This is a genomic window from Allostreptomyces psammosilenae (assembly GCF_013407765.1).
Taxonomy (GTDB): domain Bacteria; phylum Actinomycetota; class Actinomycetes; order Streptomycetales; family Streptomycetaceae; genus Allostreptomyces; species Allostreptomyces psammosilenae.
On the sequence record NZ_JACBZD010000001.1, the window covers coordinates 4,936,416 to 4,959,673 of the forward strand.

Annotated in this window: 16 protein-coding genes; 10 read left to right on the top strand and 6 right to left on the bottom strand. The window is 73.9% G+C overall.

Annotated features, from left to right (window positions below):
* Positions 1–297: 297 nt before the first annotated feature.
* Positions 298–3,492, bottom strand: coding sequence for an isoleucine--tRNA ligase (gene ileS / locus FHU37_RS20445; protein WP_179815585.1), 3,195 nt, complete (start codon positions 3,490–3,492; stop codon positions 298–300).
* A 528-nt stretch (positions 3,493–4,020) separates the two neighbouring features.
* Here ileS and FHU37_RS20450 point away from each other — a divergent pair.
* The 4 genes from FHU37_RS20450 (at position 4,021) to FHU37_RS20465 (ending at position 6,946) form a co-directional block, all read left to right on the top strand.
* On the top strand, positions 4,021–4,509 hold the full coding sequence (locus FHU37_RS20450; RefSeq protein ID WP_179815586.1) for a TraR/DksA family transcriptional regulator: 489 nt from the start codon (positions 4,021–4,023) through the stop codon (positions 4,507–4,509).
* 133 nt (positions 4,510–4,642) lie between these two features.
* Entirely contained in the window at positions 4,643–5,356 is a 714-nt protein-coding gene (gene lspA / locus FHU37_RS20455; protein WP_376774042.1) for a signal peptidase II, read from the top strand.
* 66 nt (positions 5,357–5,422) lie between these two features.
* Positions 5,423–6,361, top strand: a complete 939-nt coding sequence (locus FHU37_RS20460) for an RluA family pseudouridine synthase (RefSeq protein WP_179815587.1) — start codon at positions 5,423–5,425, stop codon at positions 6,359–6,361.
* Positions 6,362–6,460: 99 nt separating this feature from the next.
* Positions 6,461–6,946 carry a GNAT family N-acetyltransferase gene (locus tag FHU37_RS20465; RefSeq protein ID WP_179815588.1) on the top strand — a complete coding sequence of 162 codons (486 nt, stop codon included), beginning with the start codon at positions 6,461–6,463 and terminating at the stop codon, positions 6,944–6,946.
* Positions 6,947–7,013: 67 nt separating this feature from the next.
* Here FHU37_RS20465 and FHU37_RS20470 read toward each other — a convergent pair whose 3' ends face one another.
* The 4 genes from FHU37_RS20470 to FHU37_RS20485 all read right to left on the bottom strand — a co-directional run bounded on the left by FHU37_RS20470 (position 7,014) and on the right by FHU37_RS20485 (position 12,297).
* On the bottom strand, positions 7,014–8,270 hold the full coding sequence (locus FHU37_RS20470) for a mechanosensitive ion channel family protein (RefSeq protein ID WP_179815589.1): 1,257 nt from the start codon (positions 8,268–8,270) through the stop codon (positions 7,014–7,016).
* A 186-nt stretch (positions 8,271–8,456) separates the two neighbouring features.
* Complete coding sequence (locus tag FHU37_RS20475; protein ID WP_179815590.1) at positions 8,457–8,879, bottom strand: hypothetical protein; 423 nt, start codon at positions 8,877–8,879, stop codon at positions 8,457–8,459.
* Between the two features lie 155 nt (positions 8,880–9,034).
* Positions 9,035–10,630: an alkaline phosphatase D family protein gene (locus tag FHU37_RS20480; RefSeq protein WP_179816427.1), complete on the bottom strand. Its 1,596-nt coding sequence runs from the start codon at positions 10,628–10,630 to the stop codon at positions 9,035–9,037.
* 287 nt (positions 10,631–10,917) lie between these two features.
* Positions 10,918–12,297 carry a DUF2252 domain-containing protein gene (locus FHU37_RS20485; protein ID WP_179815591.1) on the bottom strand — a complete coding sequence of 460 codons (1,380 nt, stop codon included), beginning with the start codon at positions 12,295–12,297 and terminating at the stop codon, positions 10,918–10,920.
* A gap of 444 nt (positions 12,298–12,741) precedes the next feature.
* On the opposite strand from FHU37_RS20485, the gene dnaE reads away from it, so the two are divergent.
* The 6 genes from dnaE to FHU37_RS20515 all read left to right on the top strand — a co-directional run bounded on the left by dnaE (position 12,742) and on the right by FHU37_RS20515 (position 22,173).
* Positions 12,742–16,272 (top strand): DNA polymerase III subunit alpha, encoded by a 3,531-nt coding sequence (dnaE, locus tag FHU37_RS20490; RefSeq protein ID WP_179815592.1) that lies wholly within the window; start codon positions 12,742–12,744, stop codon positions 16,270–16,272.
* Positions 16,273–16,353: 81 nt separating this feature from the next.
* A complete protein-coding gene (locus FHU37_RS20495) occupies positions 16,354–16,911 on the top strand; it encodes a Uma2 family endonuclease (RefSeq protein ID WP_179815593.1) in 558 nt (185 codons plus the stop codon).
* Between the two features lie 21 nt (positions 16,912–16,932).
* Positions 16,933–17,616 carry a hypothetical protein gene (locus FHU37_RS20500; protein WP_179815594.1) on the top strand — a complete coding sequence of 228 codons (684 nt, stop codon included), beginning with the start codon at positions 16,933–16,935 and terminating at the stop codon, positions 17,614–17,616.
* Between the two features lie 191 nt (positions 17,617–17,807).
* Complete coding sequence (locus tag FHU37_RS20505; protein ID WP_179815595.1) at positions 17,808–19,370, top strand: NYN domain-containing protein; 1,563 nt, start codon at positions 17,808–17,810, stop codon at positions 19,368–19,370.
* Positions 19,371–20,183: 813 nt separating this feature from the next.
* Entirely contained in the window at positions 20,184–21,233 is a 1,050-nt protein-coding gene (locus FHU37_RS20510) for an ABC transporter ATP-binding protein (RefSeq protein ID WP_312892687.1), read from the top strand.
* A 22-nt stretch (positions 21,234–21,255) separates the two neighbouring features.
* The gene (locus FHU37_RS20515) at positions 21,256–22,173 is read left to right on the top strand and encodes an ABC transporter permease (RefSeq protein WP_179815596.1); all 918 of its coding nucleotides are present in this window, start codon (positions 21,256–21,258) and stop codon (positions 22,171–22,173) included.
* A 374-nt stretch (positions 22,174–22,547) separates the two neighbouring features.
* Here the strand turns inward: FHU37_RS20515 and FHU37_RS20520 are convergent, their stop codons facing one another.
* Positions 22,548–23,159: a TetR/AcrR family transcriptional regulator gene (locus FHU37_RS20520; RefSeq protein WP_179815597.1), complete on the bottom strand. Its 612-nt coding sequence runs from the start codon at positions 23,157–23,159 to the stop codon at positions 22,548–22,550.
* Positions 23,160–23,258 lie beyond the last annotated feature (99 nt).

Genomic DNA, 23,258 nt, shown 5'->3' on the forward strand with positions numbered 1-23,258 from the left:
CACGAGCGGCGCGACCGGCCGGGGAGTGCCCTCCACCACCAGTGGAGTGACGTTTCTGCGAGCGAGTCAGTCGGCGCCTCATCAGGAGCGGGGCACTACTTCACCCAGTGTGAGTAGTGTCCCGCTCTCGCATTGCGAGCCGGCAACGCCGCGATGGACTTTGTGCAACGGTTCCGTGACCAAGCGTCCGGCCCGCCCCGGGGCGCCGACGCGTGGGGGCGGTCCCTCCCCGGGGAGGGACCGCCCCCACGCGCTTGCCCGGGCTTGGCGGGCCGCCCGGAGGCGGCCCGCCGGCCCTCAGGCCTTGCGCAGCCAGAACCGCAGGGCCAGGCCCTCGTCCACCACCGGCGCGCCGAAGCCGTCGCCGTCGGCCGGCGCGCCCTCGGCAAGCTCCACGGCCAGCACCTCCTCGGCGACCAGGCCGCCGTGGGCGGCCACCGCCTGACCGGTCAGCCGGCCGGCCTCGGAGTCGGCGTCGGCCGCCCACCGCAGCACGATCCGGTCCGAGACGTCCAGGCCGCTGTTCTTGCGCGCCTCCTGGACCAGCCGGACGACGTCCCGGGCCAGCCCGGCCAGCCGGAGCTCGGGGGTGATCTCCAGGTCCAGGGCAACGGTGGCGCCGGACTCCCCGGCCACCGCCCAGCCCTCCCGGGGCGTCTCGGTGACGATCACCTCGTCCGGGCCGACCGTCACCTCCTCGCCCTCGACCAGCACCGTCGCGCTGCCGTCGGCCCGCAGCGCCGCGGACAGCGCTGCCGCGTCGGCCGCCGCGATGGCCGAGGCCACCGTCGGCGTCCGCTTGCCGAACCGCTTGCCGAGCGCCCGGAAGTTTGCCTTGGCCGTGGTGTCCACCAGCGAGCCGCCGACCTCCGCCAGCGAGGCCAGCGCGGCCACGTTGAGCTCCTCGGCGATCTGCGCGCGCAGCTCCTCGCCGAGCGACTCCCAGCCGGCCGCGGCGATCAGCGCCCGGGACAGCGGCTGGCGGGTCTTCACCCCGGAGTCGGCGCGGGTGGCCCGGCCCAGCTCCACCAGCCGTCGCACCAGCGCCATCTGCTCGCTCAGGGCCGGGTCGATCAGCGCCTCGTCGGCGACCGGCCAGGACGCCAGGTGCACCGACTCCGGCGCCTGCGGGTCCACCGGGCGCACCAGGTCCTGCCAGACCCGCTCGGTGATGAACGGCACCAGCGGGGCCATCAGCCGGGTGACCGTCTCCAGCACCTCGTGCAGGGTCGCCAGCGCGGCCGGCTCGCCCTGCCAGAACCGCCGCCGGGAGCGGCGCACGTACCAGTTGGACAGGTCGTCGACGAACGCCGACAGCAGCCGTCCGGCGGCGTGGGTGTCGAACCGCTCCAGCGCCGCGTCCACGTCCCGCGCCAGCGTGTGCAGCTCGGACAGCAGCCAGCGGTCCAGCACCGGCCGCTCGGCCGGCGCCGGGTCGGCGGCCGACGGCGCCCAGCCGGCGGTGCGGGCGTACAGCGCCTGGAAGGCGACGGTGTTCCAGTAGGTGAGCAGCGTCTTGCGCACCACCTCCTGGATGGTGCCGTCACCGACCCGCCGGGCCGACCACGGCGAGCCGGAGGCCGCCATGAACCAGCGCAGCGCGTCCGCGCCGTGCCGGTCCATCAGCGGGATCGGCTCGATGATGTTGCCCAGGTGCTTGGACATCTTCCGGCCGTCCTCGGCCAGGATCAGGCCCAGGCAGACCACGTTCTCGTACGACGACCGGTCGAAGACCAGCGTGCCCACGGCCATCAGCGTGTAGAACCAGCCGCGGGTCTGGTCGATCGCCTCGGAGATGAACTGCGCCGGGTAGGTGCGCTCGAACACCTCCCGGTTGCGATACGGGTAGCCCCACTGCGCGAACGGCATCGAGCCGGAGTCGTACCAGGCGTCGATCACCTCCGGCACCCGGCGGGCCTGAAGCCCGCAGTCCGGCTCCCCGGGGCAGGCGAAGGTGACGTCGTCGATGTACGGCCGGTGCGGATCCAGGTCGCTCAGGTCGCGGCCGGCCAGCTCACCGAGCTCCGCCCGGGAGCCGACGCAGGTCAGGTGGCCCTCCGGGCAGGCCCAGATGGGCAGCGGGGTGCCCCAGTAGCGGTTGCGGGACAGCGCCCAGTCGATGTTGTTGCGCAGCCACTCGCCGTAGCGGCCGTGCTTGACCGTCTCCGGGTACCAGTTGGTGTTCTCGTTCTCCCGCAGCAGCGCGTCCTTGACCACCGTGGTGCGGATGTACCAGGACGGCTGCGCGTAGTAGATCAGCACGGTGTGGCAGCGCCAGCAGTGCGGGTAGTTGTGCTCGTACGGCACGTGCTTGAACAGCAGGTCGCGCCGCTCCAGGTCGGCCACCAGCGGCTCGTCGGCCTTCTTGAAGAACATGCCGCCCACCAGCGGCAGGTCCTCGGCGAAGGTGCCGTCGGAGCGCACCGGGTTGACCACCGGCATGCCGTACCGCCGGCACACCCGCATGTCGTCCTCGCCGAACGCGGGGGACTGGTGCACCAGGCCGGAGCCGTCCTCGGTCGTGACGTACTCGTCCACCACCACGAAGTTGGTGGGGGCGCCCTCCGGGAAGGACACCAGCTCGAAGGGGCGCTGGTAGCCCCAGCGCTCCAGCTCGCGCCCGGTGAAGCGCTCGCCGGTGGGCGTCCAGCCCTCGCCCAGCGCCTTGCCGATCAACTTCTCCGCGACGACCAGCCGCTCCGTGCCGTCGGTGGCGACCGCGTAGGCCTCCTCCGGGTGCACGGCGACCGCCGTGTTCGACACCAGCGTCCACGGCGTGGTGGTCCACACCAGCAGCGCCGCGTTCCCGGCCAGCGGTCCCGAGGTGAGCGGGAACCGCACGAAGACCGACGGGTCCACCACGGTCTCGTAGCCCTGGGCCAGCTCGTGGTCGGACAGCCCGGTGCCGCAGCGCGGGCAGTACGGCGCGACCCGGTGGTCCTGCACCAGCAGGCCCTTGTCGAAGATCTGCTTCAGCGACCACCAGACGGACTCGATGTACTCCGGGTCCATGGTGCGGTACGCCTGGCCGAGGTCCGTCCAGAAGCCCATCCGACGGGTGAGCTGCTCGAAGGCGTCCACGTGGCGCAGCACCGACTCGCGGCACCGGGCGTTGAACTCGGCGACGCCGTACGCCTCGATGTCCTGCTTGCCGGAGAAGCCCAGCTCCTTCTCGACCGCCAGCTCCACGGGCAGGCCGTGGCAGTCCCAGCCGGCCTTGCGGGCGACGTGGTAGCCCTTCATCGTGCGGTAGCGCGGGAAGACGTCCTTGAAGACCCGGGCCTCGACGTGGTGGGTGCCCGGGCGGCCGTTGGCCGTGGGCGGGCCCTCGTAGTAGACCCACTCGGGGCGGCCCTCGGACTGCTGGAGCGAGCGCTCGAACACCTTGTTGTCGGCCCAGAAGTCCAGCACCTGGTGTTCCAGGGCCGGGAGGTCAACCTGGGCGGGAACCGGGTTGTAGAGCGGGCGCTCGGGTGGTGGCGCGGTCGACATGCTGGCACTTCCTCCGGCGGACGGGCGTACGTATCCGGCGGAGGGACGAGCCGGTCGCGGCCCGCGGTACCACCCTCCTTGGCCGCCGCCGGGCGGCGGCCCCCTCATTCGCCGACACTGCCGGTTCTACTCGGCCGCGCTCGCGCGGCCTTTCCTCCGACGGCTCCGGGGTGATCTTCCCGACGCGCGCACCCCCGGGCTCCCACCGCCCCCGGGTCGCTGGCGGCCGCTGGACCGCCGGTACTCGTCCCCATCCTCGCCTTGTGTCTGCCGGCTAGTGTACGGGCGCCGACCGGCCCGCCGCGCCCGATGTCCCCGGCGCCGACCCGGCCCGGCCCCGGCGGCCGGGGGAGGTCCTCCGGGGCGCCCGTGGGCGGCCGGTGATTACCGCGTGACGAACTGGGCACACCTTCACCGGGCGATTGCCCTCAATCCGGACGGTCGGGACCCGACCGGAGGGACCGGGGCGGTCGCCCGCGACCACTTCGCCGCACCCCCGGGCGTCGACCGGGAGAAGGGATCGGAGCGATGGCGGAGACCACGAGGACCACGAGGGCGCAGGACGCGGCGAGCGGCACCGGGACCCTGGACGTCCCCGTCCCCGCCGCCGCCCCCGTCGGCCCCGAGACGCTGCCGGTGCGGAGCGGCGAGGAGCCGTGGACGGCGGAGGAGGTGGCCGAGGTCCGCGCGGAGCTGGAGGCCGACCGGGAACGGCTGACCGGGGAGATCGCCTCGGCGGACGCCGAGATCGACGGCCTGATCGGCGACTTCGGCGGGGGCGCGGGCGACGACGAGGTCGACACCGGCACCAAGAACATCGAGCGCGAGCACGCCATGTCGCTCGCCAACGGCCTGCGCGAGCGCCTGCTGCAGACCGAGGAGGCGCTGGCCCGGCTCGGTGCGGGAACGTTCGGCCAGTGCGAGAACTGCGGCCAGCCGATCGGCAAGGCCCGGGTCCAGGCGTTCCCGCGGGCCACCTGGTGCGTGGCCTGCAAGCAGGCGGCGGAGCGCCGCTGAGCCCCGCCCTGGACCGTCCCCCCGGGGCACCCGCGTGCCCTGGGGAGGAATCCACCGGTGCCGTAGGCTTCCCTGCGAGCCCGTGCAGCCGCGAGCCTGTGCGGTACGGCACCGTCGGACGAGGGAGACGACCATCAGTACCGAAGCGGACGAGTCCGCCGCGACGGCCCCGACCTCGGGCGAGGGCGCGGCCGGCGCCGAGGGGCAGGAGCGCCCCCGTGCCACCGTGCCGGCCCCGGCCGGCGCGTCCGCCCTCGGGGCCGGCGCGCGCGACGCCGAGCCGCCGGCCGAGGCGGGAGACGACACCGGGGACGGGAGCGAGCCGGAGGCCGAGGCCGGGCCCGTGGCGGATCCCGCGGGCCGGCGCCGCCGCCTGCTGGTGCTCGGTGTGCTCGCCGCCGTGGTCTACCTGTTCGACCTGGCCACCAAGACCTGGGTGGTGCGCAGCCTGGAGGGGCGGGAGCCGATCGAGGTGATCCCCGGCCTGCTGCGCTTCCAGGCGCTGCGCAACCCGGGCGCGGCCTTCGGCATCGGCGAGGCGTACACCGTCTTCTTCACGCTGGTCGCGACGGTCGTCCTGGTGGTGATCATCCGGCTGGCGAGGAAGCTGTACAGCACGCCGTGGGCGGTGGGCCTGGGGCTGCTGCTCGGCGGCGCGCTCGGCAACCTCACCGACCGGGTCTTCCGCTCCCCGGGCCTGTTCCAGGGGCACGTCGTGGACTTCATCGCCCCCACCAACTTCGCGGTCTTCAACATCGCCGACTCGGCGATCGTGTGCGGCGGCATCCTGATCGTGCTGCTCTCGTTCCGCGGCAGCGCGCCCGACGGAACCACCGCCAAGGACTGACCGGGAACCGGGGCGGGGCGGGGGCGGCGGCCCTCGGAGCCGGCCCGGCAGGGCATACTCGGACGGGTGAGTACCGTTCCGCAGACCCGTTCCCTGCCCGTTCCGGACGGCCTGGAGGGCGAGCGTCTCGACGCCGCCCTCGCCCGCATGTTCGGCTTCTCCCGCACGAAGGCGGCCGAGCTCGTCGCCGGCGGCATGGTCCGGATCGACGGCGCCGCAGCGGCGAAGTCGGACCGGGTGACCGGCGGCGCCTGGCTGGAGGTCGAGATGCCGGCCCCCGCCGAGCCCGTCCGGGTGGTCGCCGAGCCGGTCGAGGGCATGCGGATCGTGTACGACGACGACCACGTCGTGGTCGTGGACAAGCCGATCGGGGTGGCCGCCCACCCCAGCCCGGGCTGGACCGGGCCCACCGTCGTGGGCGGTCTGGCCGCCGCCGGCTACCGCATCTCCACCTCCGGCGCCGCCGAGCGGCAGGGCGTGGTGCACCGCCTGGACGTGGGCACCTCCGGCCTGATGGCGGTCGCCAAGTCGGAACTGGCCTACTCGGTGCTCAAGCAGCAGTTCCGCGAGCGCACCGTGGACAAGCGGTACCACGCGCTCGTCCAGGGGCACCCCGACCCGCTGCACGGCACCGTCGACGCCCCCATCGGGCGCCACCCCAGCCACGACTACAAGTGGGCGGTGACCGCCGCCGGCAAGCCCAGCGTCACCCACTACGACGCGGTGGAGGCGTTCCGCGCGGCGAGCCTGCTGGACATCAAGCTGGAGACCGGCCGCACCCACCAGATCCGGGTGCACATGGCCTCGCTGCGCCACCCGTGCGTCGGCGACCTCACCTACGGGGCCGACCCGGTGCTGGCGCGCCGGCTCGGCGTCTCCCGGCAGTGGCTGCACGCCGTCCACCTCGGCTTCGAGCACCCCGCCGAGGGCACCTGGGTCGAGTTCGACAGCCCCTACCCGGACGACCTGGCCCGGGCCCTGGACCGGGTGGCCGCCGAGAGCTGACCGCCGCACCGCCCGCCGCCCCCACCCTGCACCCATCCCCCCGCCGCGCCCGCGGGCGGGCCGCCCCCGCCCCGCGCCACCGCCCCGTGGAGCCCCGTCATGACCAGCACCCCGCTCGCCGACGTCCGACCCACCGACGACCCCCAGCGCGACGGGGCCTTCCGGGTGCGGGAGGAGGTCTTCGTCGAGGAGCAGCGGGTGCCGGCCGAGGAGGAGTGGGACGAGTACGACGCGCGCTGCGCCCACTTCGTCGCCCACGACGCCGGGGGCGCGGTGGGCACGGTGCGGATGCTCACCGGCGCGGACGCCGTCGCCCAGGGCGGGACGGAGGACGGCGCCGTGCTGGGCCGGCTCGCGGTGCTGCGGCGGGCCCGGGGCACCGGACTGGGCGCGGCCCTGGTGCGGGCCGTCGAGGCGGAGGCCCGCCGCCGCGGCCTGGTCCGGGTCGACCTGCACGCCCAGGTGCAGGCCCTCGGCTTCTACGAGCGCCTCGGCTACACCGCGCGGGGGCCGGAGTACCTGGAGGCGGGCATACCGCACCGCTCCATGAGCAAGCGGCTGGACGGCGCCGAGCCCTCCGCGTGAGGACTCCGCCCCCGCGGCGCGGCCGGCGGCGCGGGGGCGGACGGGCTGGGGGGTGGAGGGGGCGCGGTCAGCGCCGCCGGCGGCCGTCGCCGTCCCGGTCGTTCGGCTTGGCGAAGGAGGCCAGCGCGGACACCCGGGCGAACTGCGCGGCCATCTCCGCCTGGCTCGGCCGCTCCGCGTCCGCCGCGCCGTCCCCGGAGTCCGCGCCGTCGCCGGCCCCGCCCTCGGCCCCCGCGGCGGCCTCGGCGGTGGAGCCGGTGGCCTGCGCGGGCAGCGGGACGGACGGACCGCTCGGGTGGCCGGACAGCTGGAGCCGCGGCAGGGCGTAGGGGTGCTCGCGGGTGAGGAAGGTGAGCAGCCGCTCCCGCACGTCGCAGCGGAGCGTCCAGATGGCGTCCGCGTCGGCGGCGGTCATCAGGGCGCGCACCACGATGGTGGACGGGGTGGTGTCCACCACGACCAGCCCCCAGGCCTCGCCGTCCCAGTGCGGGGACTCCTTGACGATCCGGAACAGCTCCTCGCGCATCTCGGCGATGGGCGCCGAGTGGTCGAGGTGGAAGATCACCGTTCCGGTCATGTTGGGGTCGGTGCGCGACCAGTTCTCGAACGGCTTGCTGGTGAAGTAGGACACCGGCATCACGATCCGCCGCTGGTCCCAGGTGCGCACCACCAGGTTGGTCAGGCTCAGTTCCTCGACGTTGCCCCACTCGCCGTCGACCACGACGACGTCGCCGATGCGGACCATGTCGCTGAAGGCGATCTGCAGCCCGGCGAAGAGGTTGCCCAGGGTGGACTGCGCCGCGACACCGGCGACCAGGCCGATGATGCCGGCCGAGGCCAGCAGCGAGGTGCCGATGGTGCGGGCGGCCGGGAAGGTCATCATCATGGCCGCGACGGCGATCACGATGATGGCCGCCACCGTGACCCGGCGGATCACCGCCACCTGGGTGCGCACCCGGCGCACCTTGTAGCTGTCGGTGTTGGCGAGCTGGAAGCGGTGGTAGGCGGCGTCCTCCACGGCCGTGGCGACCCGCGCGGCCAGCCAGGCGCCGAGTCCGATGGTCAGCAGCAGCAGCACGTGCCGCACCGCGCCGCGCGGCGGGTCGCCGAGCCGGGCCAGTGGTTCCCAGGCCAGCAGCAGCGCGGTGGCGGCGAAGGCCTGCAGCGGGGGACGGCAGCGCCGCAGCTGCGGCCAGACCACGGCGTCCGGGTGACGGCGGGCCACCTGGCCGAGCAGTCGGTCGACCAGGAAGCCGACCACGGCGGTGAGCAGTAGGGCACCCACCAGAACGGCGGCGGGACGCAGTACCGTCCACGGATCCACGGTCGAGGCTCCCTTCGGTGGCGGCTGGGGACGTGGGGCGCCCGGGCACCCCTCAGGCGTCTGCCCAGTCGGTGGCCGCCGGAGTCGTTCCGGTTCGGCGCCCGGTCCACCGTACGGGATGGGGGTGGCCACCGGGGGGTGACGGGGGGCCGGTTCCGGGGCGAACGGCCGGTGGCGTGAGCCGTCTCACGGCGCGACGCGCCCGCCGCCCAGCGACCGCGCACAACTGGCGCACTCGGTCGCCGCCGGCGCCTTCCCGGTGCCGGCGCCCCGCGTGGCCGGGTCCGCGCCGGTGCGGCGGCCGGCGGCCCGCCCGGCCGCCCGGGCGGCGGTGCGCGGCGGGGAGTGGGTGCTGACGCGGCGGCGCCGGTGCGCCCACCACACGTGGAGGGCGCTGCTGCCGAGCAGCGCGGCGACGGCTCCGAGCAGCAGCATCGGCCCGCCGGAGCCGCGGATCACGAGCTTGGCCACCAGGTCGGCCAGCAGCACGGCGGTGAACATGGCGGCCAGCTCGACGGCGTCACGCCGCCAGTGGTGTCCGGCGCCGGGGGAGGCGTGGACGCCGCCGGCGGCGGGGGGAAGGGCGCGGGGCATGGGATCCGTGGTCATGCTCCGACTGTGGCGGAGCGGTGTTTCCTGACCATGAATGAGCGGTGCTGGATAGGTAAATACCCATTCGCCCGATATAAGTGTTCGAACGGCGTGGCCGGCCGATCGGGGCGCGGGCGGCCGGCGGCGGGTGCCGCCGGCCGGGCGCCGCCCGATCAGCGCACCGGGGCGTCCGCCCGACGCACCCGCTGGCTGCCGGTGTCCACCGCGTAGGAGCGCAGCCACTGGGCGCCGGAGTCCGGCCGGGTGCGGTCGTCCAGGGCGTAGTAGTCCATCTGGGCCCGCTCCGCCCGCACGTCCAGCACGCCGAAGCCGTGCGAGTCCAGGTCCACCCACTTCACGTGCGGGTTGGCCGTGCGGATGATCCGGGCGGCCAGCGAGGAGACCGTCCGCGGCGGCACCTTCAGCATGTCGTCGATGTTGTCCGAGGTCACCGAGGTGACCACGAACTCCGTGGCCAGGCTGCCCGAGGTGGAGTAGGTCGCCGCCTCGCCCGGCACGTCGCTCGCCCACGCCGAGTGGATGTCGCCGGTGAGGAAGACCGTGTTGCCGATCCGGTTCCGCCGCAGGTGCTCCAGGAGCTCCCGCCGGTCGGCCGTGTAGCCGTCCCACTGGTCGGTGTTGACCGCCAGCCCCTCCTTGGGCAGGCCCAGCAGCTCGGCGAGCGGGCGCAGCAGGTAGGCCGGGAGCTTCAGGAACGCCACCGGGGAGATCATCACCGAGTTGCCGACCAGGTGCCAGGCCGCGTCGGACTCGGCGAGCCCGCTCTTCAGCCACTCCATCTGGGCGCGCCCGGTGAGCGTGCGGTGCGGGTCGTCCACCCCGGCCCGGCCGCCCTGGTCGCCCGGGGCGGAGCGGTACGACCGCAGGTCCAGCAGGGACAGGTCGACCAGGCGGCCGAACCGCAGCCGCCGGTAGACCTCCCCGGCGTCGGACTGGCGGACCGGCATCCACTCGAAGTACGCCTGCTGGGCGGCGGCCACCCGGTCCGTCCAGTCGCCCTCGGTGTCCGGCTGGTGGTTGACCGCCCCGCCGGCCCACGCGTTGTCGGCGAACTCGTGGTCGTCCCAGATGGCGACGATCGGCAGCGCGGCGTGCAGCGCCCGCAGGTCCGGGTCGGTCTTGTACTGGGCGTGCCGGGCCCGGTAGTCGGCCAGCGTGACGATCTCGTGCGCGGGCTCGTGGACCCGCACCACCCGGCCGCGCGCCGCGTACTCGCCGGTGCCGTACTCGTACAGGTAGTCGCCGAGGTGCAGCACGGCGTCCAGGTCGCCCCGCGCGGCCAGGTGCCGGTAGGCGCTGAAGTAGCCGGCCTCCCAGTTGGCGCAGGAGACGACCCCGAAGCGCATCCGGGTGACCTCCGCGTCGTGGGCCGGGGCGGTGCGGGTGCGGCCGGCCGCCGAGACCACCTGGCCGCAGCGGAACCGGTACCAGTAGTCGGTGGCCGGGGACAGCCCCCGGACGTCCGCCTTGACGGTGTGGTCGCGGGCCGGCCCGGTCACCGTGGAGCCGCTGACCAGGACGGAGGAGAAGTCCGGGGCGGCGGCCACCTCCCAGCTCACCTCCACCTCGCCGCCCAGACCGGATCCGGGCCCGGCGCCCGGATGGGGGGTGACCCGGGTCCACAGCAGGACGCCGTCCGGCAGCGGGTCACCGGAGGCCACGCCGTGCAGGAAGGCCGGGGCGAGGGCGGTGGTGGCGGGGGCGGGCGCCGGGGCGCCGCCCAGGGCGCCGGGCGGCGGGGGCGGCATGGTCGTGCCGGCCGCCGCGGCCGCCCTGGCGAACGCCCGGCCGGGCGGCGGAACGGTGATCCCGCCGGCCTCGCCGGGGGCGGCGGGCTCGGATCCGGCGGGGGGCTGCGGCGCTGTCGGAATGTCAGTCACGCGGTGACGCTAACGACTGCGCGGCGCCCGGCGCATGCGTCTTGCGGACGGTTTTCGCCCCCGCCCGGCGGCCACCCCTCCCCTAGGGGAGCGGCCGGCCCCGGACGGGGGCGCTCAGGGGCGGCGCCCGGCGCGGGCGCCGCCCGGAATCCCGCTCAGAGCCCGGCGATCCGCCCGTTGCGGAACAGGTCCACGAACAGCCGGTGGTCGGCCCGGGTCCGGGCGCCGTAGCCGTGCGCGAAGTCCACCAGCAGCGCGTCGAAGCCCTCCGGGTCGCGGGAGACCGCCTGGTGGATCGCCTCCTCGGTGGAGAACGGCACCAGCGAGTGCCCCGACTCGTCGTCGGCCACCGCGTGCATCGCGGCGGCGGCGGCGCCCAGGTACTCCACGACCGACCGGATCTCGGCCGGCTCGTTGATCTCGTCCCAGTCCAGGTCCACCGCGTACGGGGAGACCTCGGCGACCAGCTGGCCGACCCCGCCGATCGTCGTCCAGCCCAGCCACGGGTCGGCGTGCGCCTGCAGCGCGCGCTGCGAGACCACCGTGCGGTGGCCCTCGTGCGCGAAGTACTCCCGCACCCGCTGGTCGGTCACGAAGCGGCTCACCGCCGGGGTCTGCCCCTGCTTGAGGTAGATGATGACGTCGTTCTCCAGGGCCTCGCTGTGCCCCTCCAGCAGGATGTTGTACGACGGCAGGCCGGCGCTGCCGATCCCCACGCCGCGCCGGCCGCAGACGTCCTTGATCCGGTAGCTCTCCGGCCGCGCCCGGGTCGCCCGCGGCAGCGTCTCGTGGTACGACTCCAGCGCCGCCAGCACCTCCTGCCGGGTCGCGTCGTCCAGCCGGAACGCCCCGCCGCCCAGCGTGAAGTGCCGCTCGTAGTCCTCCACCGTGGTCTGCGAGTCCAGCAGCCCGATCCGGGTCCGTGAGCGGGCCCGCTGGAGCACCTGGAGCAGCGGTCCGGTGGCGGTGTCCAGGGTCAGCCGGCCGGCGCGCTCCGCGGCCGTGCCGCCCGCCCCGTCCCCGGCCAGCTCGGCGATCCGCCGCCGGTAGGAGCCGGCGCAGGAGCGGACCAGCTCGGTGATCACCGCGTCGCTCAGCGCCTTGGCGTGGCCGAGCAGCGCCAGGCTGGCCACCAGGCGCAGCACGTCCCACAGGTAGGGGCCGACGTACGCCTCGTCGAAGTCGTTGACGTTGAACACCAGCCGGCCGCGGGAGTCCATGTAGCTGCCGAAGTTCTCCGCGTGCAGGTCACCGTGGATCCACACCCGGCTGGTGCGCTCGTCCAGGAACTCCGCGCCCACCCCGCCGCGGCCGTCGCCGCCGACAGCGTCGAGGTCCGCGTAGAACAGGCAGGCCGAGCCCCGGTAGAAGGCGAACGGCGACGCCGCCATCTTCCGGAACTTCCCGCGGAACGCGGCCGGGTCGGCGTCCAGCAGCGCGCGGAAGGCGGAGTCGAACACCTCCAGGATGGTGGCGCCGCGCTCCTCGTCCCCGGCCGCCAGCCGCCCCGAACCCGTCACCGCACTCGTGCTCATCCCTTGGGCTCCATATCGCGAGGTATCGAGAGATATCGAGAGATATCGAGATGGTCCAACCGCCACGCGGCCACGCCGCCAGTGCACCGTACGCCGCCGCGGCCGGACCGCCGGAACCGGGGCGCTGTCCACCGCCCGCCGCCACGGCACGCGGCGGCGCACGCCCTCCCAGCCTGCCTGCCGCCGGACGGTTCCGGCACCCGCCCGCCGCCCGCGTTCGCCGAGCCTTCCGGGAACGTTCCCCCGGTGTTCGCCCACCCGACCCGACGCGACCCGACGCCCCCGGCCGGCACCCGCGACCCGTCCGTCGCGGTAGTCTCGGACAGGCCCTCCCCGCCCGCTTCCGGGCAGGGCCGTCGGGCCCCGTCGCGGCCCTCCCCGGCCCCGCGACCGCCGCGACCCGACCGCCGCCGTCCCGTACCGCCGCCGCTCGAAAGGCCCCAGGTGTCCGACCCCTTCGTCCACCTCCACGTCCACACCGAGTACTCGCTGCTGGACGGCGCCGCCCGGCTCAAGGACATGTTCAAGGAGGCGGACCGGCTGGGGATGCCCGCGGTGGCCATGACCGACCACGGCAACCTGCACGGCGCGCACGACTTCTACACCCAGGCCACCAAGGCCGGCATCACCCCGATCATCGGCATCGAGGCGTACGTCGCCCCGGAGTCCCGCACCAACAAGAAGCGCATCCTGTGGGGCACCCCCGCGCAGAAGCGCGACGACGTCTCCGGCTCCGGCGCCTACACCCACAAGACCATCTGGGCCCGCAACAAGGAGGGCCTGCACAACCTGTTCAAGCTCTCCTCCCGCTCCTACGCGGAGGGCTGGCTGGTCAAGTGGCCCCGGATGGACCAGGAGATCATCGCCGAGCACGCGGCCGGCCTGATGGCCACCACCGGCTGCCCCTCCGGCGTCGTGCAGACCCGGCTGCGCCTCGGCCAGTTCGACGAGGCGCTGAAGTCCGCCGCCGAGTACCAGGACATCTTCGGCAAGGACAACTACTTCCTGGAGCTGATGGACCACGGCATCGAGATCGAGCGCCGGGTCCGCGACGGCCTGCTGGAGATCGCCAGGAAGCTCAAGATCCCCCCGGTGGTCACCAACGACAGCCACTACACGTACGCCGAAGAGGCCACCGCGCACGACGTCCTGCTGTGCGTGCAGACCGGCAAGACCCTCGACACGCCCGACCGCTTCAAGTTCGACGGCTCCGGCTACTACCTGAAGTCCGCCGACGAGATGCGCGCCATCGACTCCTCCGACGCCTGGCAGGAGGGCTGCCGCAACACCCTGGTGATCGCCGAGCGCGTCGACACCACCGGCATGTTCGAGTTCAAGAACCTCATGCCGCGGTTCCCGGTGCCCGAGGGCGAGACCGAGGAGTCCCTCTTCCGCGCCGAGGTCTGGCGCGGCATGGAGCGGCGCTACCCGGACGGGATCGACGAGGCCCACCGCAAGCAGGTCGAGTACGAGATGGACATCATCGTCCAGATGGGGTTCCCCTCGTACTTCCTCGTCGTCGCGGACTTCATCATGTGGGCCAAGAACAACGGCATCGCCGTCGGCCCCGGCCGGGGCTCCGCCGCCGGCTCCCTGGTCGCCTACGCCATGGGCATCACCGACCTCGACCCGCTCCAGCACGGGCTGATCTTCGAGCGGTTCCTCAACCCCGAGCGCGTCTCCATGCCCGACATCGACATCGACTTCGACGAGCGCCGGCGCGGCGACGTGATCCGCTACGTCACCGAGAAGTGGGGCTCCGACAAGGTCGCCCAGATCGCCACCTACGGCCGGATCAAGGCCAAGAACGCCATCAAGGACGCCGGCCGCGTCCTCGGCTACCCCTACGCCATGGGCGACAAGATCACCAAGGCGATGCCGCCGGACGTCATGGGCAAGGGCATCCCGCTGTCCGGCATCACCGACCCGGAGCACCCCCGCTACAACGAGGCCGGCGAGGTCCGCGGGCTCTACGAGAACGAGCCGGACGTCAAGAAGGTCATCGACACCGCCCGCGGCCTCGAGGGCCTGGTCCGCCAGATGGGCGTGCACGCCGCCGGCGTCATCATGTCCGCGGAGACCATCACCGACCACATCCCGGTCTGGGTGCGCCACACCGACGGCGTCGTCATCACGCAGTTCGACTACCCGACCTGCGAGTCGCTCGGCCTGCTGAAGATGGACTTCCTGGGCCTGCGCAACCTGACCATCATGGACGACGCCCTCAAGAACATCGAGAAGAACAAGGGCAAGAAGGTCGTCCTGATGGACCTGACCCTCGACGACCCGGCCACCTACGAACTGCTCTCCCGCGGCGACACCCTCGGCGTCTTCCAGTTCGACGGCGGCCCCATGCGCTCCCTGCTGCGCCTGATGAAGCCCGACAACTTCGAGGACATCTCCGCGGTCGGCGCCCTGTACCGCCCCGGCCCGATGGGCGTGAACTCGCACACCAACTACGCGCTGCGCAAGAACGGCCAGCAGGAGATCACCCCCATCCACCCGGAGCTGGAAGAACCGCTCCGGGAGGTGCTGGAGCCCACCTACGGCCTGATCGTCTACCAGGAGCAGGTGCAGCGCGCCGCCCAGATCCTCGCCGGCTACACCCTCGGCCAGGCCGACCTGCTGCGCCGCGCCATGGGCAAGAAGAAGAAGGAGATCCTGGACAAGGAGTTCATCCCCTTCCGGGACGGCTGCCGCGAGCGCGGCTACTCCGACGAGGCGATCCAGGCCGTCTGGGACGTCCTCGTGCCCTTCGCCGGCTACGCCTTCAACAAGGCCCACTCCGCCGCCTACGGCCTGGTGTCCTACTGGACCGCCTACCTCAAGGCCAACTACCCGGCCGAGTACATGGCGGCGCTGCTCACCTCGGTCAAGGACGACAAGGACAAGATGGCGCTCTACCTCAACGAGTGCCGCCGCATGGGCATCCAGGTCCTCCCGCCGGACGTCAACGAGTCCGACGCCGACTTCACCCCGCAGGGTGACACCCAGATCCGCTTCGGCCTGACCGCCGTGCGCAACGTCGGCGCCAACGTCGTCGACTCGATCATCCGCACCCGGAAGTCCAAGGGGAAGTACGCCTCCTTCCCCGACTTCCTGGACAAGGTCGAGGCCGTCGTCTGCAACAAGCGCACCATCGAGTCGCTGATCAAGGCCGGCGCCTACGACTCCCTCGGCCACACCCGCAAGGGCCTGGTCGAGCGGTACGAGCCGATGATCGACAACGTGGTGGGCGTCAAGCGCAAGGAGGCCGAGGGGCAGTTCGACCTGTTCGGCGGCGACGTCCAGGAGGAGGACACCCCCGCCTTCGGCCTGGACGTGGAGTTCTCCCCCGACGAGTGGGAGAAGTCCTTCCTGCTCGCCAACGAGCGCGAGATGCTCGGCCTATACGTCTCCGACCACCCGCTCCAGGGCCTGGAGCACCTGCTCGCCGACAAGGCCGACTGCGCCATCGCCCAGCTCGGCGAGGAACGCCCGGACGGCGCCGTGGTCACCATCGGCGGCATCATCTCCGGCCTCCAGCGCAAGATGACCAAGCAGGGCAACGCCTGGGCCATCGCCACCATCGAGGACCTCGCCGGCTCCATCGACGCGATGTTCTTCCCCGCCTCCTACCAGCTGGTCTCCACCCAGCTCACCGAGGACGCGGTGGTCTTCGTCAAGGGCCGCCTGGACAAGCGCGAGGACGTGCCCCGCCTCGTCGCCATGGAACTGATGGTCCCCGACCTCACCGACTACGGCACCGACCAGCCGGTCGTCATCACCATCCCCACCGTCAAGGTCACCCCGCCGATCGTCGCCCGCCTCGGCGAGGTCCTGGCCAGCCACCCCGGCAACACCGAGGTGCGGGTCAAGCTGCTCGGCTCCACCAAGACCACCGTGCTCCGCCTCGACCGCCACCGGGTCACCTCCGACCCCGCCCTCTTCGGCGACCTCAAGGCCCTCCTCGGCCCCTCCTGCCTGGCGGGGTGACGCTCAGTGCCCGACCAGTCACTAGACTTGCTCTACGGCGGCCGCCCAGTAGGGGCGGACGCGGAGCAAGGAGGACCAGCCATGAGCGCCATGGCGCTGGAACAGGTCCGCTCGCACGTCCTCGCGGCGCACGCCGCGATGGACGTCCCCGAGGGTTTCCGGGCCGAGGTCATCGGAGGAAAGATCGTGCTGGCGCCGACGGCGGCGATGGGGCATGCCCGCATCGTCAAGTGGCTGGAACGGGAACTGCCCGCCGTCGGCGGCTGCGGTTCCTACCAGGCCGTCACCATCGACCTGCCGTCGACCGGGGAGCGGTACATCCCCGACCTCGCCGTGCTGCGGGACGACGGGCTGCCGGACGACGAGTGGCTCATCCCGGCCCCATCGGTGGAACTCGTCGTCGAGGTGGTCTCGCCGGGCAACGCCGAGACCGACCGGGTCCGCAAGGTCCGTGGCTACGCCCGCTCCGGCATCCCGCTGTACCTCCTGGTCGACCCGCTGGAGCGGCGCCTCACCCTGTTCTCCGAGCCCAGCGACGGGCACTACACGGTCAACCTGGGCGTTGACCTGGGTAAGGAGATCACCCTGCCCGAGCCCTTCTCGCACACCCTGGACACCAGCGGCTGTCCCGGGACGTAGCGCCGCACCGAGGAGACGCCCATGCCCGCCCTCACCAGAATCGCCCGCACCGCCGGCAAGGTCGGCTTCGGCGCGGCCCGCGGCGGGTGGCGCCTGCGGCGCGCCGCCGTGGCGGCGGAGGAGGCCGAGCGCAAGGGCCTCGTCGTCGACGTCGAGGCGGAGAACGAGGCCGCCGGCGAGCCCGCGCCGCGCTTCACCACCGGCCAGGCCGTCCTGCTCGTCCGCTACCTCGCCGGCAAGCTGGTGCTCGGCCGGCTCGAACTCCTCTTCCTGGTCAAGTACGCCGTCGGCGGGCTCGGCGTGCTGCTCCTCCCGTGGGGCGTCACCACCCCCATCGGCATCGTCCTGCTCGTCCTCGCCGTGCTCATGGCCGGCGCACAGTGGGTCGTCAGCCGGATCATCGGCCGCCTCGGCGGCTTCTCCCGGATGCGCGGCGCCGAGACCGAACTGGAGGAGGCCACCACCGTTTGGTGGCCCAATCTCAAGCGCGAGATGCGCCGCGTCGGCCTGCCCGACCGGGCCTGGCCGATGCTCCAGCTCGCCGCCCGACACGCCGGCCGCCGCACCACCGAGGAACAGCGCGCCGCCCTCGCCGACATCCGCTGGCGCTCCGTCCTGCCCGCCCGTCAGCTGCGCGCCGCCCGCCGCGCCCTGGCCGAGGACGCCCGCCGGCGCGGAGAGCCCACGCCGCCCCCCACCGCCTGACGCCGCCCCCACCGCCTGACCCTCCCGAGTCCCGCGCCCGCCAGCGCCCGCCGGGCCGGTCACCGCCCGCCGCAACCGATCTCGTCGTCACGACGCCCGCGGCACGCCGAGGATCGCCGATCCGCCATGGATCGGCCACGCATCGGGCAGACTCAACGCATGCGCCCGACGAGACCGTGAAGAGGTGGAACATGGACCGCTGTGTCGTTCTCGTCGACGCCGGATACCTGCTGGGTGCCGCCGCCAGCCTGCTGGCCGGCGACCCGGCACGCTCCCGCATCGCCGTGGACCACCAACTCCTGGTCTCCTCACTGCGCGAACGCGCCGAGTACGAGACCGGCAGACCCCTGCTGCGCATCTACTGGTTCGACGCCGCCCCCGATCGCGTGCCGCAACCCGACCACCGCCGACTGCGCGTGCTCCCCCGGGTCACCGTGCGCCTGGGCGCGCTGACCCGCACCGACGGCCGCTGGGCGCAGAAGGGCGTGGACGCCGCCATGCACGCCACCCTCTCCGAGCTCGCCCGCAACCAGGCCTGCTCGGACGTGGTGCTGGTCACCGGGGACGGCGACCTCCTCCCCGGCCTGGTGGCCGCCAAGGAGCACGGCGTGGCCGTCCACCTGTGGGCCGTGCAGGCCGCCGACGGCGACTACAACCAGTCCGAGGACCTCGTCGCCGAGGCCGACGAACGCCGCGTGCTGGACCGCACCTGGATCACCCGCTCCATCCGTGCGCGCGAGGCCGTGTGCGGACCGGAGACCCTCCCCGAGTACGCCGCGCTGCTCGCCGCCCCCGGCCCCGCCGGCAGCCCCTCCCTGCTGGCCGCCCACGCCCCCGCCGGGCCGTCAGGTCCCGCCGGCCGGGACGGCCGGGTGGGCGCCGGCATCATCCCCGGCGTCGTCGCGGACACCGGCGGACCGGGCGGAACGGCGGCCTCCGCGGAGACCGCCGGCCGCGGCACCGCCTCCCCGGGCCCCAACGGCGGCGACGAACGCTCCACCGCCCCCTCGGTGGCGGGCGGCCCGCAGCGCCCACCCGCCCCCCACCGGCCCTCCGTGCCCACCCCCAAGGACCTCGCCGGCCTCGCCGCCGGCCGGCTCGCCGGCACCTTCGGCACCGGCAACGGCTCCTCCGGCCCGGGCACCGCCGGCGCGTCCAACGGCGCGTCCAACGGCGCTTCCAACGCCGCGTCCAACGGAGCGTCCAACGGAACGGGCGGCAGCGGAGCGGGCGGAACCGGCGCCCCCGGCGGCACGACCACCACGGCAGGCGGCTCCGGCACCGGCACCGCCGGCGGGACGCTGCCCACCGCCAACGGCGTGCACGTCAACGGCGCGTCGCAGGCCCACTCCGCCGTGCTGCGGTGGTCCTCCGACCGCGGGCTGGTGGACCGCGTCCCGGCGGACGTCGACGGCGGCGGCAACCTCCCCACCCTCGCCCAGATCACCACCAGCGCACAGCGCTGGGCCGACCGCGAGGAGGACATGACCAGCGTCGGCGGTGACCCCCTGGAAGTCGGCCAGGTCTTCGCCCGCCGCTGGAGCGAACGCCTCTCCGACCGCGCCCACCTGCGCGAGATGTGGAGCCACTACCCGCGCGTCCCGCACCGCATCGACGGGGAACTGCTGCGCTACGCCGCCCACTTCGGACTGCTCGGCCACAAGGACGACCAGATCGACGAACAGGACCGGTACGCCATCCGCGCCGGCTTCTGGCGCGAGATCGGCCGCCGGGTGGACAGCCTGGCCGAGTGAGCCGCCCGCCAGGCCGCCCGCCGCGCCGGCTCGGCCTAGGCCGCTCGCCGTGCCCGCTCGGCCGTGCGCTGCGCCCGGCGGGCGGGCCAGCGGCCGCTCGCTGCGCCGGCTCGGCCTAGGCCGCTCGCCGTGCCGGCTCGGCCGTGCGCCGCGCCCGGCGGGCGGCCAAGCGCCGGCCCGGCCCGGCCGACCGCTGTCCACAGACGGCAGGACCCTCCTTTCGCTGTTCCCCCTGCCTCCTATACCTCTGGGAGAAAAGGGGCGCCGCAGTTTTCCACAGTCGGGTAGTACCCCCTTGTGGTGGCTCCTCTGCCCCTGGTACCCCTGGGTGAAAAGGGGCGCGGCAGTTTTCCACAGGCGGCGGGACCCTCTTGTGCCGGCTCCTCTGTTTCCGGTACCCGTGGGTGAAAAAGGGGCGGCGGGGTTTTCCACAGTCGGGCAGAACCTCCTTGTGGTGGCTCCTCTGCCCCTGGTGCCCCTGGGTGAAAAGGGGCGCGGCAGTTTTCCACAGGCGGCGGGACCCTCTTGTGCCGGCTCCTCTGTTTCCGGTACCCGTGGGTGAAAAAGGGGCGGCGGGGTTTTCCACAGGTGGCCGGACCCCTCTTGTGCTGGCTCCTTTGTCTCTGGTACCCGTGGGTGAAAAAGGGGCGGCGGGGTTTTCCACAGTCGGGCAGAACCTCCTTGCGCTCATCGGCCGCCCGCCGCACCCACCAGGCCGCACGCCGCACCCACCCCGAGCGGTGGGCGCCGGGTGGGTGCCGCGTAATCTTGCGCCGTGAGCACGCGTAGCACCATCCCGCCGGGACACGTCTCGTGACCGACCTGGCGCCCACGCCGGCGCCCCACGCGTTCCCGGCTCCGCGTGCCCAGGCGGACGATGACCGCCCGGCGCGGCAGGAGGGCTGCTGCACGGTCCGCGGACTCGTCCGCACCCACCGCCGCGGGCGGGGACGCCGCGCCACGGTCGTCCGCGCCAACGACGGCATCGACCTCGACATCGCGCGCGGCGAGGTCTTCGGGCTGCTCGGCCCCAACGGCGCGGGCAAGTCCACCCTGGTCCGCCAGCTCGCCGGCCTGCTGCGCCCGGACGCCGGCGCCATCGACCTGCTGGGCCACGACCTGGTGCGCAGCCCTCACCTCGCCTCCCGGCTCATCGGCTACCTCGGTCAGGAGTCCACGGCGCTGGACGAGCTACCGGTGGCGCTGGCCGTGGAGACCACGGCGCGGCTGCGCGGGCTGGACCGGGCACGGGCCCGCGCCGAGCGGGACGCCGTGATCGAGGAGCTGGGACTGGCGCCGCTGGCCGACACCCCGCTGCGGCGGCTCTCCGGAGGCCAGCGCCGGCTGGCCTGCGTGGCCGCGGCGCTGACCGGCGACCGGCCGGTGCTGATCCTCGACGAGCCGACCACCGGCATGGACCCGGTGGCCCGCCGCGCCGTCTGGGCGGCGCTCGGCCGCCGCCGCGCCGAGCAGGGCACCACCGTGCTGCTAGTGACCCACAACGTGCTGGAGGCGGAGTTCGTGCTCGACCGGGTGGCCGTCGTGGACCGCGGCCGGGTGATCGCCTGCGACACCCCCGGCGGTCTGAAGGCACTGGTCGCCGACGACGTCCGGCTGGAACTGGTGTGGCGGGACGAACCGCCGGAGGACCTGCCGGTGGTGGCCGGCCTGGCGGCGCGCGCCACCCGGGTGGGCCGCCGGTGGACGCTGCGGATGCCGGCCGGGGAGGCGCGCGAGTTGCTCGGGCGGATCACCGGTGGCCCGGCACTGGCGGCGCTGGACGACTTCCGGCTGACCACGCCCAGCCTGGAGGACGTCTACCTGGCGCTCGGCGGGCGCGGCGAGGGACTGGTACGGACGTGAGCGGGCGGAGCGAGGAACAGGCATGAGTGTCAGCGAGGCCCCCGCGAGCCAGGCCGCTGCGAGCCGGGCTCCCGCGGGCGACGTCCCCGCCGGTGAGGTCCCGCGCGGCTCGGGGCCGGTGGGCGCTGGGCCGGTGAGCGCTGGGTCGGTGGCCGCGGGCGGTCGCCGCGCGGACCGGCCGGCGGAGCTGCCGCCGCCGGCCGGGCTGCTGCCGGCCATGGCCGCCGTCTACCGCGCCCAGCTCTCCCGCGTGCGGGTGGCCCGCATGCCCCTGCTCTTCGTGGCCACCTTCCAGTCCGTCGGGATCATGGTGATGATGCGCGGCGTGGTCTCGGCGGGCGACTCCGCCGCGGCCCGCGCCGTGGTCGCCGGCTCCAGCGTGCTGGTGGTGGCGTTCGTCGCGCTGAACCTGCTGGCGCAGTACTTCGGGGCGCTGCGCGCGTCGGGCGGACTCGACCACTACGCCACGCTGCCGGTACCGCCCGCCTCGGTGGTGCTCGGCACCGCCGCGGCGTACGCGTCGTTCACCGTGCCCGGCACCGTGGTGACGGCGGTCGCCGGGAGCCTGCTGTTCGCCCTGCCGATGGCCCACCTGTGGGTGCTGGTGGCCGTGGTGCCGCTGGCCGGGGCCGCGCTGGCCGGGCTGGGGGCGGCGTTGGGCCTGCTGGCCCCGCGCCCCGAGTTCGCGACGCTGCTCGGGCAACTCGGCATGTCGGCGGCGCTGCTGCTGGGCGTGCTGCCCACCGAGCAGATGCCGGCCCCGGTGCTGTGGCTGCGCGACCTGCTGCCGTCGACCTACGGGGTGGAGGCGTTCGCCGGCACCTTCGACGCGGCGCCGCACTGGCCCGGCGTGGCGGCCGACCTCGCGGTGTGCGCCGGTGTGGGCGCGGTCGCCCTCTGCATCGCCACCCTGGCCTACCGCCGCGCCGCCACCCGCTGAGACGGCCGCCCTCCCACGCCCCGGATTCCCGGCCTCAGACCGGGCTCCGACCCCTCTCTCGAAGATCGCCCCGCCGATCGGGCTGCCGGCGCCGCGAGCATGCCAAGAAATCGATTCCACATCCCCCTCGCCGCTGGGGGGACCCCCGATTTCAGGATCCCATGTGGTGATCACGGAGCGCAGCCCCCTTCGTGCGCCTGTGGACAACTCGGCTTCGCCCCTACTCCCGGGACCCGGCCTCGCTCGCCCTCCCGGGTTGCTGGGCGGCGGGATCGCGCGTCTCCTCCTCCCGGGGCCCAGGTTCTCCGTCCCGCCGTCCACCGTCGGGGATCCATGGCGCGGTCTCACCGGCCGCGCCATCCGGAAGGACGCCGTCACTGCGGCCGGGTCGGGTCGGTGAAGAGCATCGACGCGATGTCCCGGAACGCGTCGGCGGGGTCCGGCTCCGGCTCGCCGGGGGCGGCGCGCAGGTTGCCGGTCAGCCACAGCGTCGCGAAGCCGTGCGCCAGGGACCACGCGGCCCGGCCGGCGCGCTCCGGCGCGGCGTGCTGCAACCGCTCCGGCAGGCCGGCGCGCAGTGCCCGCCCGCTGTCGTCCTGCGCGGCGCGCAGCTCCGGGTCGTCGGGCCGCAGGAGCTCCGTGCGGAACATCACCTCGAAGTGGGCCGGGTGGTCGATGGCGAACCGTACGTAGCGGACGCCCAGTTCTCGCAGGTCGGTCGGGGTGGTGGCCAGTGCCTCCGTGAGCGAGGTGGCGAGCAGGCGGTACCCCTCGGCGGCGATGGCGGTGAACAGCCCCGCCTTGTCGCCGAAGTGGTGGGCCGGTGCGGCGTGTGAGACGCCGGCCCGGCGAGCGAGGTCGCGGAGGCTGACGGCGCTGGTGCCCCTCTCGGCGATCAGTTCGACGGCGGCGCGGAGCAGCGCGCGGCGCAGGTCGCCGTGGTGGTAGCCGCGGGCGGCGGGGCGGGTGCTCGGGGTGCTGGTCATGGAGTGAGCCTACGTCGGGACTTGTCATTGACAAGTTGCCGTGGCGTGGCGGTATCTTGTCATCGTCAAGATGGGTGGGCGGGAGCGGCGCCGGCCCGA